The 13,390-nt window shown below is 42.4% G+C and carries 12 protein-coding genes; 8 read left to right on the top strand and 4 right to left on the bottom strand.

Features of this window, described 5'->3' with window-relative positions; all coding sequences use genetic code 11:
- The first annotated feature begins 1 nt into the window (after nt 1).
- A complete protein-coding gene (locus tag SCACP_RS10225) occupies nt 2-2,362 on the top strand; it encodes an endonuclease MutS2 (protein WP_425061225.1) in 2,361 nt (786 codons plus the stop codon).
- Between the two features lie 164 nt (nt 2,363-2,526).
- Nucleotides 2,527-3,057 carry a ferredoxin domain-containing protein gene (locus SCACP_RS10220; protein ID WP_425061224.1) on the top strand — a complete coding sequence of 177 codons (531 nt, stop codon included), beginning with the start codon at nt 2,527-2,529 and terminating at the stop codon, nt 3,055-3,057.
- Nucleotides 3,058-3,112: 55 nt separating this feature from the next.
- Here the strand turns inward: SCACP_RS10220 and SCACP_RS10215 are convergent, their stop codons facing one another.
- Both SCACP_RS10215 and SCACP_RS10210 read right to left on the bottom strand, forming a co-directional pair.
- On the bottom strand, nt 3,113-3,712 hold the full coding sequence (locus tag SCACP_RS10215; RefSeq protein WP_425061223.1) for a hypothetical protein: 600 nt from the start codon (nt 3,710-3,712) through the stop codon (nt 3,113-3,115).
- A gap of 12 nt (nt 3,713-3,724) precedes the next feature.
- Complete coding sequence (locus tag SCACP_RS10210; RefSeq protein ID WP_425061222.1) at nt 3,725-4,045, bottom strand: YbaB/EbfC family nucleoid-associated protein; 321 nt, start codon at nt 4,043-4,045, stop codon at nt 3,725-3,727.
- A 137-nt stretch (nt 4,046-4,182) separates the two neighbouring features.
- On the opposite strand from SCACP_RS10210, the gene SCACP_RS10205 reads away from it, so the two are divergent.
- Nucleotides 4,183-4,569 carry a hypothetical protein gene (locus SCACP_RS10205; RefSeq protein ID WP_425061221.1) on the top strand — a complete coding sequence of 129 codons (387 nt, stop codon included), beginning with the start codon at nt 4,183-4,185 and terminating at the stop codon, nt 4,567-4,569.
- Nucleotides 4,570-4,993: 424 nt separating this feature from the next.
- On the opposite strand, the gene SCACP_RS10200 is transcribed toward SCACP_RS10205, so the two are convergent.
- A complete protein-coding gene (locus tag SCACP_RS10200) occupies nt 4,994-7,183 on the bottom strand; it encodes a transglycosylase domain-containing protein (protein ID WP_425061220.1) in 2,190 nt (729 codons plus the stop codon).
- Between the two features lie 216 nt (nt 7,184-7,399).
- On the opposite strand from SCACP_RS10200, the gene tyrS reads away from it, so the two are divergent.
- Complete coding sequence (tyrS, locus tag SCACP_RS10195; protein ID WP_425061219.1) at nt 7,400-8,608, top strand: tyrosine--tRNA ligase; 1,209 nt, start codon at nt 7,400-7,402, stop codon at nt 8,606-8,608.
- 32 nt (nt 8,609-8,640) lie between these two features.
- Here tyrS and SCACP_RS10190 read toward each other — a convergent pair whose 3' ends face one another.
- Nucleotides 8,641-8,991, bottom strand: coding sequence for a small, acid-soluble spore protein, alpha/beta type (locus tag SCACP_RS10190; RefSeq protein WP_425061218.1), 351 nt, complete (start codon nt 8,989-8,991; stop codon nt 8,641-8,643).
- A 112-nt stretch (nt 8,992-9,103) separates the two neighbouring features.
- Between SCACP_RS10190 and yunB the strand changes: the two genes are divergently transcribed.
- The 4 genes from yunB (at nt 9,104) to SCACP_RS10170 (ending at nt 13,384) form a co-directional block, all read left to right on the top strand.
- Nucleotides 9,104-9,814, top strand: coding sequence for a sporulation protein YunB (gene yunB, locus SCACP_RS10185; RefSeq protein ID WP_425061217.1), 711 nt, complete (start codon nt 9,104-9,106; stop codon nt 9,812-9,814).
- 438 nt (nt 9,815-10,252) lie between these two features.
- On the top strand, nt 10,253-10,504 hold the full coding sequence (locus tag SCACP_RS10180) for an NAD(P)H-dependent oxidoreductase subunit E (protein WP_425061216.1): 252 nt from the start codon (nt 10,253-10,255) through the stop codon (nt 10,502-10,504).
- Complete coding sequence (locus SCACP_RS10175) at nt 10,500-12,233, top strand: [Fe-Fe] hydrogenase large subunit C-terminal domain-containing protein (RefSeq protein WP_425061378.1); 1,734 nt, start codon at nt 10,500-10,502, stop codon at nt 12,231-12,233. Before SCACP_RS10180 ends, SCACP_RS10175 begins: the two co-directional genes overlap by 5 nt.
- Nucleotides 12,233-13,384 (top strand): SpoIIE family protein phosphatase, encoded by a 1,152-nt coding sequence (locus tag SCACP_RS10170; RefSeq protein ID WP_425061215.1) that lies wholly within the window; start codon nt 12,233-12,235, stop codon nt 13,382-13,384. Before SCACP_RS10175 ends, SCACP_RS10170 begins: the two co-directional genes overlap by 1 nt.
- Nucleotides 13,385-13,390: the final 6 nt, after the last annotated feature.

Raw genomic sequence — 13,390 nt, 5'->3', positions numbered from 1 at the left:
CATGGAATCATCAGTATTGACAACTTTAGAATATAATAAAATCCGGGACATGCTGGCCGAGCGCACTAGTTCGATTATGGGGCGGGAACTCGCCGAAAACTTGGTACCTGTGAATGAGGCGGACGAAGTCATTAGGCAATTGTCAGAAACCGCCGAAGCATGCGAAGTAATGAATACGGCTGCTAATGTACCGTTGGGTGGAATTCGTGATATTCGCGCTACAATAAAGCGAGCCGGGCTTGGCGCTATTTTGGAGCCGCACGAACTATTAGCGGTTGCCAGTACTTTGTATGCTGCCAGACGGCTGAAAAGTTTTTTTACTGATTTGCCGTTAGAAACGCCGAGATTGACTTATTTGGCCAGCCAAATTAATTTACTCAAAAATATTGAAACCACAATCGAAAATACTGTTACCGAACAGGGAACAATTAGAGACGATGCCAGCAGTGAACTTTTGAAACTGCGCCGGGAGATAAAACAGGCACAAGTCCGGGTAAAAGAAAAACTGGACAGTATTTTGCGTTCAGGCGAATACCAAAAGTATTTTCAAGACGCTTTAGTAACCATGCGCGGTGATCGCTATGTGATTCCTATTAAGCAGGAGTACCGCAATAGTTTTCCCGGTATTGTACACGACCAATCGGCCAGCGGTGCTACCCTGTTTATTGAGCCGATGGCAATAGTCAACTTAAACAATGATATCAAGCAGCTTATGGCTGCGGAAAAAAATGAAGTGGAACGAATTTTGACAATTGTAACCGGACAAATAGCTAAAGTAACAGGAGCTATTGAAGAAAACCTAACGCTTTTGGCTCAACTTGATTTTATTTTTGCGAAGGCCAAATTAAGTGTTGACATGCAGGCAATACAGCCGGTGATTAATAATCAGGGATATATCAATCTTATTCAGGCACGTCACCCCCTTATTCCGGCTGAGCATGTTGTACCGATTGATGTTCATCTCGGACGGCATTTTAATACTTTACTTATTACCGGTCCAAATACCGGCGGTAAAACAGTAACTCTTAAAACAGTTGGCTTATTTGCGCTTATGACTCAGGCCGGTTTGTTCATTCCGGCGGCTCTCGACTCCGAGATGCCGGTTATTACTAATATTTTTGCCGACATTGGCGATGAACAAAGTATCGAACAAAGTCTGAGCACATTTTCCGGTCACATGACCAATTTGGTAGGAATTTTACGAAAAGTTGCTGTTAATGATTTGGTGCTTATTGATGAAATCGGAGCAGGGACTGACCCAAGTGAAGGCGCAGCTTTAGCTATGTCTATTCTCGAGTATATCCATAATATCGGCGCAAAAACAATTGCCACTACTCACTATAGTGAATTAAAAACATTTGCCTATACCAGACATGGAATTGAAAATGCCAGCGTAGAATTTGATATACAAACCTTACGGCCAACCTATCGCTTGCTTATTGGGATACCTGGCAGCAGTAATGCATTTGCCATAAGCCAACGTCTGGGACTGTCAAACACAATTATCTCCCGCGCGAAAGAACTGCTTAATAAAGAACATGCTGAATTTGAAACAGTTCTCCATGCACTGGAAGAACAAAAAAGGTTATATACTGTCCGGGTAGATGAAATAAAACAATTAGAACAGGAAGTGAACGCGGCTAGAGAGAAAATATTTGCTGAAAAGCGGGCCATTGCTGAGAAAAAGGTCGCTGTACTCGCTAAGGCTCAAGAAGAAGCTGCTGCCATTATCCGCCAAGCCAGGCGAAACGCTGAAGAAATAATTGCTGAACTTAAAGCCCAATTTACTGAACATAGCAGCCGTCAACGGCAAAACGCCATTGAAACTGCCCGCAGGAAGTTAAAGGAAAATAGCACAGAAGTCAACGGGCTTAATTTAGATGAACAGGGCGAATTGCCTGAAATATCATCACATATGCTTAAACCGGGTATGAATGTTTATGTTGCAACATTGAAGCAAAAGGGCGAAGTGCTGGCCGTTAACGGCACAAACGTAACTGTGCAGTTAGGAATATTAAAGCTGACAGTGCCGGCAGCAGCATGTCGCCTACTGGATCAACCGGTTAAATCCGAACACACATCAGTATCAAGACGCGTTAACATGATTAAAGCAGAATCAGTTGCCAGGCAGATCGACATACGCGGTATGACAATTGAGGAAGCTGAGACGGCGCTTGATAAGTACCTTGATGATGCAGTCCTTTCCGGCCTGAATGAAGTATTAATTATTCATGGTAAAGGTACTGGTGCACTAAGAAAAGGTGTTAAAACCTATCTTGAAAATCATCCGCACATAGCGGGAATACGTATAGCTGAACTTAACGAAGGTGGCACTGGTGCCACAGTAGCCAAATTATCTTAGTTAGTTCTATATGAAATCCAATAAAGATTTTTTTCTAGGCGTGTTGTTAGTAACGCTCCACCGCTGACGCTCGACTTACGCTTATGCTAACAACACGCCTGTACATCTTTATTGGACACTATATATAATAAAAATAAAAAATATATATTGGTGGAGGAGAGGAAATGATTATTCAAAGCAAGGAAATCGAGCAACATGTCATCGAGAATGTTGCAGAATTAATGTGTGCAGCTGCCCGGACAGCACCTAAAGGCCGAGGAATTGACAATTTGGTGACCATGATCGTCAAGGGCAGGACTAAGGACCAATTAGTCGAGGAGATGAAACGAATCGCACAAACAAGCAACGCTCAGTTTTTTGAACGCGATGCCCGATGTTTGGAGAAAACTCAGTTAGCTGTTTTACTTGGCCAAAAAGTTAAACCTATGGGGGTTCAACCCTGTGGTTACTGTGGTTATGCCAATTGTAAGGAAAATGTTGATAAATCAGGATTATGCGCTATTAGCATTGGCGATCTTGGGATTGCGTTAGGTTCAGCCGTAAGTGTAGCCGCACAGCATCATGTTGATAACCGGATCATGTTTACTATTGGCCGGGCCGCTCTCAACCTTGATATATTTGAAGAAGATGTTACGGTTGCTTATGGTATACCTCTTAGTGTTTCAGGGAAAAGTCCATTTTTTGACCGTACTTAAAACCATATCAGACCAGCCAAAAAACCGGGGAATAGTACCCCGGTTTTTTGGCTGGTTAAAAGTTATTTTTCCAATTTAGGTATCGGCCGTAATTTTTACTATCCTGATCTTGCTCGTCCTCTTGGGTTTGCGGGGATAAATTCGCCTGCTGAGGCGGCGGAGTAGACTTTTGCTCACTTGCTGGTGAAGGGGTATGACGTTCCGGTTCTACAGGTTGTTGGGACGGCTCGGATTTAGGTTCAGGTTTGGATTTTTCAGAAGCGCCGCCACCTGCACCGCTCAAATTATTTATTAGGCCTAGAACCGTCCCCATAGTAGCAGGATTAAGTTTGGACTTGAGTTGGGGGCTGTTTAACAGGGGTAAAAGTGACATCAAGGTATCGGGAGAGAGACCGCCGACACCGCCGCCGCCATCGCTACTGCCTTTGGTGAGATCGCTCAATAATTTATGTAAAGGATTGCTGCTGGATGCCGGTTGAGTTTGCACCGGTTGGCTTATGTTCTGATTACGGTTAACAATCGAAAACAAACACAACAGTGACAGAACAGTAATAAGATTATCAGGACCTGTACCGGCATTTAGGCTGGCGTCCAGCATTCGCGTTACAGAACTTAATAGCGACGAAGAGCAGGATTTTTCGGTGTCATTCGGCATAAGACCGCCTCCTTAAAACAGGCCGGGGATTTTAGGCAGGTTTAAATCTGTAGCCAATTTGTTCATAGCTTCTTGATTCAAGTTACGTGATTTAGTCAAAGCGTTATTTATTGTAGCTATTAATAAGTCTTGCAACAAAGCAGCGTTATCGGCGGTGAGGTATTTTGCATTTAATTGGATAGCGATAATCTCCTGCTGACCATTGACTGTTATTTTAACAACATCGCCGCTTGATACTTCAATTCGTTCTTGTTTGAGATGATCTTGAATGTTATCAACATTTTGCTGAACCTTTTTAACCATTTCCATAATATTGCCAAACTGTTCTAACACTGATATGCACCTCCGTATTTTTATCTAATTTATTCAGTTAAGCAAATTTTGTGAGTGTCCAAACTTAGATAAGAAACCAAATACAACTATCTTTCATATAGTGGATTAAGAAAAACATTTTGAAGGGTGGTGGAAATATGCGCTTGCGGAAATATCATCGGACCACAGGGCTTCCTTCAGAACGGCCGGCTACTATTGTCGAGGAACAAGTTGCAACCGAAAGCCAAGTATCAGAAAACAAGCCAGCAGTATTGACAGAGATACCACAAAAAGCTCAGGCCGCAAAGGGGCCGGCTGCTCTGTTTAGAAAGATAATAGAAAATCCCAATTTTAATATTCAATTAATGGTAATACTGTTGACACTAGCATCAGAAAACTTTGCTATGGACAGGCGAATTGATTCTATGTCGTCTGCAGTAGATAAAATCCGCAATGTTACCGAAGTCATAAATAGCACTATGCAGTCGGTTAAAGTGGCAACAGACGCGCCCAGGAAAATCAGAAGACTGTTTGAGCAGCAGTAAAAATTAGCAATAAAATGTCACTTAGGGTCAGTAACACTTCCCCTATGAATTGTATATATTGAAGTAGAAGGGCGGGCGATTCTTCGCTCTCATTAATGATAAATTAAGGAGGTTGTTTAAATGGCACGTGGATTTGGTTGCGGTAATGGTTTTGGTGCTATCTGGATCATCATCATTATCTTGTTACTGTTCTTCTTCGAAGGTGAAGACACTACTCTATAATTTCAATAATACTTACATTTGGAACACGCTGTAAAGCGTGTTCCTGCCTTTCTGGCAGGTAACGCGTTGAAATAGTACGGTTATTATCATTTACTCCTGTTCTTGGTCGAAGAAGATACTAGCATTACTGGATAATAGCTTACAGTAATGTATATGCTCTAAGAGAAAAAAACACGCGTAATTTTACGCGTGTTTTTTTTCTTTAATTCTTTTTTGCTGAGTCGTTCGGTTTGGGTGGCGGCGGTAATGGGGTGTCAGTAGTTTTGTCATTTTTTACTGGCGGTGGGGGTAAAGTTTTTTCTATAGTAGCCGCAGTTTCTGATGCCGGTTGTGATTGATCCCCTTGTTTTACGTCTTTACCGTCTTTATTCTTGCCGTCTTTAGCATCTTTGCCGTCCTTTGTTGCAGCAACTGATGAAATTTTAGTAGGTTGTGTACCTTCGACAAAGATTTCATTGCGGCTTTCCTGATTATTGGGATCATTAATCAACAATCCATCCTTGGTTGATACTCTGGCAGCTACAATACCAGAAGGCTTAACAAAGTCACGGGCAACATATTTAGACGAAACAGCACTCATGAAATTCCGCCAAATACTTGCCGGAATGGCCCCGCCGGTCACTCCGCTTAAATAGCCTGAAGTATCATAACCCATCCAGACGGCCGCCACTAAATCAGGGGTATAGCCAACAAACCAAGCGTCTTTATAATCACTGGTAGTACCGGTTTTACCAGCCGCAGGGCGACCAAAATAAGCACCTGTGCCTGTTCCATTCGTTATGACTCCACGCAGCATATCAGTAAGCAGATAGGCGCTCCGTTCATTAACAACAACTTTTTCGCGGGGGGTATCTTGCTCAATTACTTTGCCGTTACGGTCTACAACCTTGATAATTGCGGTAGGTTCAACCCGTATGCCACTATTAGCCAACACCCCATAGGCGCTGGCAATTTCCAGCGGAGTAACTCCACGGGTAAGACCACCTAATGACACTGCCAGGTTGCGATCATTAGTATTACCTTGTAATACAAGGGTGGATATACCCATCTGTTGGGCATAATATAACGCTTTGTCAATACCAACTTGCTGCGCCAGTTTGACGGCTACAACATTTAAGGATTGCTCAAGAGCAGTACGCATTGTTACCGGACCATGAAATTGTCCGTCATAATTCATGGGCGACCATGTGCCAAAACTAACCGGGCTGTCGTCAATAATAGTTGCCGGAGTATAACCGCTTTCAATAGCGGCCAAATAAACAAATGGTTTAAAGGCAGAACCAGGCTGGCGCTCAGCCAAAACTGCCCGGTTGAACTGATCATTACCCCGTCCACCAACCATTGCCTTAATATGACCGTTATGCGGATCAATGGCTACCAATGCACCTTGCGGTTGTTTAATACCATTGTCGGTACGCGTGGTGGGAAGTTGATCCATAGCGCGTTCAGCTGCGCTTTGCATGTCAAGATCCAAAGTTGTGTAGACTTTTAAACCGTCTTTATATACGGCGTCGGCACCGTATTTGTCGATAAGAAGCTGAATTACATAATCTGTGAAATAAGAAGCTGTAGTAGTACTAGGCGCCGAACGGGCAGCTAATTTAATTTCGGTATTTTTCGCTTTAGCCGCGGTAGCAGCATCTATATATCCGTACTTCACCATTTGATCCAGCACGACAGCTTGCCGTTCCTTGGCAGCTTTCAAATTACTGGAAGGAGAGAAATAATTAGGGCTTTTAGGGATACCGGCAATCATGGCACATTCTGCCAAATTCAAATCTTCAACATTTTTCCCAAAATATACTTGAGCAGCTGTTTGAACGCCATAGGCGCCCTGGCCAAAATAGATTTGGTTCATGTACATTTCTAAAATTTCTGTTTTGCTGTATTGTCGTTCGATTTGTAAAGATAGGAAGGCTTCCTGAATTTTACGTTTGATTGTCTGTTCCTGCGAAAGCAGTGCGTTTCTAGCTAGCTGTTGCGTAATAGTGCTGCCGCCCTCAGATATGCCCCTGTCGGTTATATTGGACCAGACAGCGCGCAGAATACCCCGGGGATCGATGCCACTGTGTTGATAGAAGCGGGCATCCTCGGCAGCGATAAATGCATTTTGCAGATCCTTAGGTATCTTATTTATTGATACCGGTAGGCGATTTTCAACCGAATGAACTGTTGTTATCAGTTTGCCATTGGCATCAAAAATTTGGGAAGAAACAGCCGGGCGAATGTCACCTTTCAAACTGGGCATGGTATGAATACTGGCTGTTAAAAAGCCCAGGCCGGCGCCTGTTAGCATAACCAAAAATACAACAATGGCAATAATGGTAATTGTCCGTGCATTTTTCTTAGGACGTCGCCTGCCATTTTCATTAATTTTATCTTTATGTTGCATGATTTTCTCCCCCTAGTAGGTTCAATTAGAATTGCGGTTAATTTTATACGGAGCCAGGTATATTGGATTTGATTCGCTAATCATTATACCACAAAAACATCTTGAGAGGGGATTTGTTTGCCAATGGTTGTTTGCCAATGGTTTGCAATATTAAAATTGTTATGTTATAATGCGGCTTGAAAAGTGGTAATAGTGGATATACTTGGGGGTAGAGAAATGCTAACTGTAGAGCAGCAGTTAAAAATAATTAAACGCGGTGTTGCCGAAATCCTTCCAGAAGCAGAGTTAATCGAAAAATTAAAGCGTTCAGTAGACACTGGGGTTCCGCTAAGGGTTAAACTAGGTCTTGACCCAACGGCTCCTGATATTCATTTAGGTCATACTGTCGTACTCAGAAAATTGAAACAATTTCAGGACTTAGGCCATCATATCATTATTATAATCGGTGATTTTACCGGTAGGATTGGTGATCCGACCGGCAAATCAGAAACCCGAAAGCAACTTACAGAAGAAGACATTTGTCGTAATGCCAAGACTTACGAAGAACAAATCTTCCGTATTCTTGACAGGGAAAAAACCGAAGTTACTTTCAACAGTACGTGGCTTGCACCGCTTAATTTTGCTGACGTTGTTAAACTGGCGGCTAAATATACAGTAGCGCGTATGCTAGAACGGGATGATTTCAATAAACGTTTTAAAGAAGGCCGTCCTATTAGTGTACACGAGTTTTTCTACCCGCTCATGCAAGGTTACGATTCAGTTGCGCTAAAAGCAGATATTGAGTTTGGCGGTACCGACCAGAAATTTAATTTGCTTATGGGCAGACACTTACAGGAAGAATACGGTCAAGAACCGCAAATTGCCATAATGATGCCAATTATTGAAGGCCTCGATGGCGTCCAAAAAATGAGTAAAAGCTTAGGAAATTATATTGGCATCAATGAATCGCCTGCAGAAATATACGGCAAGGCAATGTCGGTTCCCGACGAGTTAATGGTACGTTACTATGAACTCGTCACCGATGTTTCATTAGATGAGCTAGAAAACATCAAAACCGGACTGAAAGACAATACACTGCACCCGCGGGACGCAAAGATGCGACTGGCTCATACTTTGGTTCGTTTATATCACGGCAGTGATGCTGCTGATGTGGCGCAATCTGAATTCGTAAAAATTTTTCAACAGCGTGATTTGCCTACCGATATACCTGAAGTTGAATTACTGCTCGATAACTCGCCGGTCGGTTTGCCAAAACTGATTGTCAGTCTTGGCTTAGCGTCAAGCAATAGTGAAGCCAGGCGATCAATTCAGCAGGGCGCAGTCAAAGTTAACGGTGAAAAAATTACCGACCCGAATCATCAGATCATTCCAGAAAGCGGCATGATTATTCAGGTCGGCAAAAGAAAGTTTGCTAAGATAAAATAAAACTGGGTCGCAACTGCGACCCAGTTTTATTTTCAGCCCTTGTTATCCAAATGTTCTTTTGTTTCGGCCACAGTCTCGTTGTCCACGGGAGCCATTTGGGCTTCGGCCATGGCAACCAGTTTCTTAACCATCTGTCCACCAATATGGCCGCCCATGCGGCCGCCAATTTTACCAACTTCTTTAGTCGTCATATTTTCCCAGCCAACATTTTCTATTTTCTCCTTTAATCCCAATTCTTCAGCAACTTCATATTTTTTCGCATCAAGAATGCTTTCGTAATTGTCGTCATTTACTTCTTTATGCATATCACGGCCAAGGGTCTCATTTGCAACTCTTAGCTTCAATTTTTCCAAACCTGCCAATAGTATCACCTCCGCAGCCATAGTGTGCCCAGCTAATTAAATTGTAATGAATGTATATATTTAGTAACCAATAACCGTCATCCGCCATATATATAATAAACAAAATAAAAACTGATCAGGAGGAGGGAGAGACATGCGGTTTTCCGTGCGTAAAAAACGGATTATACCGCTCTTTCCACTGGTATCTATAATCATTGGACTTTTATTGCTGGTCTTTTTTTGGCGGGTTGAAACTCACCTAAAACCCACACTTATGGCCATTGCCGAGACAAAAGCTACCCTTATTGCAACCGAAGCCATAAACAATGTAATTAATAATAAAGTCAGTGTTACAATTGATCCGAAAACGCTGGTTAACGTTACTTTAGACGAACATGGGCGGGTAGTACTTATCCAACCTAATACTATGGAATTTAACAAACTTGCGGCTGATACCACGATTAAAGTTCAGAATGCATTGCAAGAAATAACCGAGGAGCAGGTACATATACCTATTGGCCAGGTTTTAGGAAGCCAAATGCTAGCCAGCATGGGCCCTAAAATTACAGTCACCATCATCCCTATGGGTACCGTGCAGGTTAAAGTGGTAGATAAATTTGAGCAAGCAGGTATCAACCAGACCAGGCATATGGTCTACTTGGCTGCTACTACTCAAATCCGTATTGTAGTTCCGCTGGTAAGTCAAAGTGTCAGTGTTAATACCCAGGTGCCGATAGCCGAATATGTTGTTGTTGGTGAGGTGCCAAATACCTATGTTCAATTTCCCTTCCCGCTTGATAATGATATAATGAACGGTACTAATGGCGGCAATAATAATACTAGCGCCAACCACAACAAGCTATAAGTGTTGTGGCTGTCAGTCCTGAAATTCAATTTATGGATACATCATGTCTGCTTCCTGCCGTCAGGCATATTACTAACCAGTATTCTGATATGACCTCTATGACCTCATTATAGTTGCTGATCAAACAGTACGGACTGAGGAAAATCTGTCCTAAATCGGCGATAGGGATTATTAAAATTCAAATTGTAAATAGTAAGCCAGCACAGATGTGAAGTCTGTGCTGTTTTCTCATTCAACCAGAAAGTAAAATTTTTGAATGTTTGCCAAAACCCCGGAGAGAAAATCTAAGGCTTTTGCTGTGTTCTGGGGGATTTGGCACAAGCCAAGTTTTTCTTTGAAGTCGTAATATTGCTGCCTGAGTATTTTTAAGGTAAAATAAATTAACGGGCTTAACATAATCATTAATGTGAAATAGTTCACAATAACTGAGGTGTATTTATGATAAAAATATCGATTTGTTTTGGAAGTGCTTGCCATCTACGGGGAGCTTATAATGTATTGAATGCTTTCAGGACGCTGATTGACAAATATCAAGTTCCAAGTGAGATAGACATCGAAGGCGATTTCTGTCAAGGAAAATGCACCGAGGGTGTGGTTATTAAAGTAAATGATGAGATTATAACCAACGTAGCCAAAGAAAAAGTTTATGACATATTTATGGAGAAAGTGTTAGGGGGTAAGCAGCATTAATACCATAATAACCCACAAGGTAAATTGCCGGGATTGTTTCCGCTGCGTTCGGTCCTGTTCCGTTAAAGCTATTGGAATTAATAAAGGCCATGCGCGCGTTATTGAAGAAAGGTGTATTCTTTGCGGCCGGTGTGTTGTTGAATGTCCGCAAAATGCGAAACAATTTGATGGTCAACTGCCAAAAATAATAGCAGCAATTGAAAGCGGGAAACGGGTAGTATTTAGTTTAGCACCTTCATATATAGCCGCTTTTCCTGAATACACCCTGGGAGATTTGTCAGCGGTATTAACAACCGCCGGAGTTAGCGCAGTTGCAGAAACGGCGGCAGCAGCCGATATAATCTCAGCCATCTATGGAACATATATAAAAAACGATGGTAATAAACCTTTACAAAATACTGTTATTTCATCTTGTTGCCCCGTAGTTGTAAATATTATCGAGCGATATTATCCCAAGCTGATAAATAATTTGGCACCGGTAATTTCTCCTATGCTGGCTCATGCCAAACTTATAAAAAAACAATATGGTCAGGATACCTTTGTTGTGTTTGCCGGACCGTGTATTGCTAAAATTGCCGAGGCCAGAGATTCCGGCTCCTCTCAAGTCGACGCTGTCATTACATTTGAGCATCTGCGAGAATGGTTAAAACAGTATCCCATTACTATGAGCAGTCCGTTGAAAAGCAAGTATACTCAACCACCTCTCGCAACATCACGCACTGGTGCCGGCAGGTATTTCCCGGTAGCAGGGGGGATTGTACATCCATTTATCGGTCCTGACGTTAACGAAGACGTTATATCAGTAGATGGAATAGAGAACTGCATTGAAGTATTTGAGGGCTTAACAAGTAAATCATTTGCTCCCAAGTTTATTGAGGCACTAGCTTGCCCGGGGGGATGCATCAGCGGCCCGGCTATCGGTTCTAATCAGTTAATGCAATCTAAACGGAATAAAGTATTATTTTACGCCCGGAATGACGCAACAAGCCGGGGACAACAAGTAGCTGTCGCCGTACGGGAAGAGTTATTACGAACTTATGATGCTAAGCCCGTAAATGCCGCTAAGCCTACGGAAGATCAAGTTATAGAAATTTTAAAACAAACAGGAAAATTTACTGTTAAGGATGAAAAAAATTGCGGCGCCTGTGGCTATAATACATGTCGCGATAAGGCGGTCGCCGTATTCCAAGGTCTGGCTGAGATTGACATGTGTGTGCCGTATATGCGTTCTAAAGCAGAATCTTTTGCCAACATCATCGTAGAAAATTCGTTAAATGCTATAATTGCCGTGAATGAAAAAATGGTACTAAAAGAATTTAATCCGGCAGTTAAACGAATGTTTGGAGTTACTAAAGAAATTTATAAAGGTATGAGTCTCACCGAACTATTCGATTGCTCAGATTTCATTGCTGCTGCGAAATTCGGCCATAAAGTTATTGGGAAAAGAGTCGAATATCAGGTGTATGGTATTATTACCGAACAAATGATTATTCCGGTGCCTGAGCATTCACTGGTTATTGCCATTATTACTGATGTGACTGCCCATGAGCGGAGAAACCGGGAACTACAGCAAATGAAGCTTGAAACGGTGGAAAAAGCAACCGAAATTATCAATAAACAGATGCATGTTGCTCAAGAGATTGCCGGATTATTGGGCGAAACTACTGCTGAAACCAAGTCAGCGCTCTTAGAGCTTATTATGCTTATTAAAGGCAAGGGGGAAACCTGATGCAGAGACTTCATGCTGAAGTTGGTGTAGCCCAATTGTCCAAAATCGGCGAGGAATTATGCGGTGATAATGTTGATGTTGTGAGAACTCCTGAATCGACGATAATCGTTATGTCAGACGGTCTGGGCAGTGGTGTTAAAGCGAATATACTGGCGACTCTGACAACAAAGATTGCGTCTGTTATGCTTAAACGTGGTATACCTTTGGAAGATGTCGTTAATACTATCGCCGAAACGCTCCCGGTATGCCGGCAACGGAAAATTGCCTATTCAACCTTGCATATCATTCAAATTGCTGCCGATGGACAAACAACAGTAGTCGAGTTTGATTGTCCGGCGACTTTTTTAGTACGTGGCAAAAATGTTATCCAATTCCCTACCAAGGAGAAAATAGTTAGCGGTAAAACCATCCGGGAAGGAGAGCTTTTGCTGCAAGAAGATGATATATTAGTTGCCGTGACTGATGGTGTTCTTCACGCAGGAATTGGCGGCTTGCTGAAATTAGGCTGGGGTTGGACCGGTGTAGCTGAGCAGATTGGTGTTGAATGTAATGAAACGAGTGATGCTGAAACCATCGGCCTGCATCTTATACATTGCTGTGAAGGCTATTATGTTGGCAAACCAGGTGATGATTCAACAGCGTTAGTAGTAAAAATGCGTTACCCCCAGCAATTGACCTTATTCACCGGGCCTCCTGCCAATTCCGGCCATGACGGGCAAGTTGTACAACGGTTTTTAGCTCAGCCGGGAAAAAAAGTGGTTTCCGGCGGCACCACTGCTCAAATTGTCAGCAGAGTTACCGGTTGCCCACTTAAGGTTGACCTAACATGCCATGACCCGCAAATACCGCCGATTGGCTATCTTGAAGGTGTTGACTTGGTAACCGAAGGAGTATTAACTTTAAACGCCGCTGTTGACCGGTTAACAGATGCAAAAAAAATACGTAATTCTACGAAACAAGATGGTGCTACCTTGTTAGCCAAACTTTTGGATGAAGCTGACAATATTAATATTTTTGCCGGACGGGCAGTTAATCCGGCGCACCAGAATCCAGGCTTTCCAATACAAATGAATATTAAGGCGCAAGTATTGAACAAGCTAAAAACTATTTTGGAAAAAAAAGGTAAAGAAATTGTTATCGAATGGATTTAAGAATAA

It is taken from the genome of Sporomusaceae bacterium ACPt (genome assembly GCA_041428575.1).
Taxonomy (GTDB): Bacteria; Bacillota; Negativicutes; order Sporomusales; family Sporomusaceae; genus Sporomusa_D; species Sporomusa_D carbonis.
The sequence above is the reverse complement of the archived record's forward strand: the minus strand, read 5'-3'. Positions and strand labels throughout refer to the sequence as shown.

What these genes read in the sequence shown, in the direction of transcription:
- SCACP_RS10225 (WP_425061225.1), top strand. Translation starts at nt 2, where the DNA reads ATGGAATCATCAGTATTGACAACTTTAGAATATAATAAAATCCGGGAC.
- SCACP_RS10220 (WP_425061224.1), top strand. Translation starts at nt 2,527, where the DNA reads ATGATTATTCAAAGCAAGGAAATCGAGCAACATGTCATCGAGAATGTT.
- SCACP_RS10215 (WP_425061223.1), bottom strand. Translation starts at nt 3,712, where the DNA reads ATGCCGAATGACACCGAAAAATCCTGCTCTTCGTCGCTATTAAGTTCT.
- SCACP_RS10205 (WP_425061221.1), top strand. Translation starts at nt 4,183, where the DNA reads ATGCGCTTGCGGAAATATCATCGGACCACAGGGCTTCCTTCAGAACGG.
- SCACP_RS10200 (WP_425061220.1), bottom strand. Translation starts at nt 7,183, where the DNA reads ATGCAACATAAAGATAAAATTAATGAAAATGGCAGGCGACGTCCTAAG.
- tyrS (WP_425061219.1), top strand. Translation starts at nt 7,400, where the DNA reads ATGCTAACTGTAGAGCAGCAGTTAAAAATAATTAAACGCGGTGTTGCC.
- SCACP_RS10190 (WP_425061218.1), bottom strand. Translation starts at nt 8,991, where the DNA reads ATGGCTGCGGAGGTGATACTATTGGCAGGTTTGGAAAAATTGAAGCTA.
- yunB (WP_425061217.1), top strand. Translation starts at nt 9,104, where the DNA reads ATGCGGTTTTCCGTGCGTAAAAAACGGATTATACCGCTCTTTCCACTG.
- SCACP_RS10180 (WP_425061216.1), top strand. Translation starts at nt 10,253, where the DNA reads ATGATAAAAATATCGATTTGTTTTGGAAGTGCTTGCCATCTACGGGGA.
- SCACP_RS10170 (WP_425061215.1), top strand. Translation starts at nt 12,233, where the DNA reads ATGCAGAGACTTCATGCTGAAGTTGGTGTAGCCCAATTGTCCAAAATC.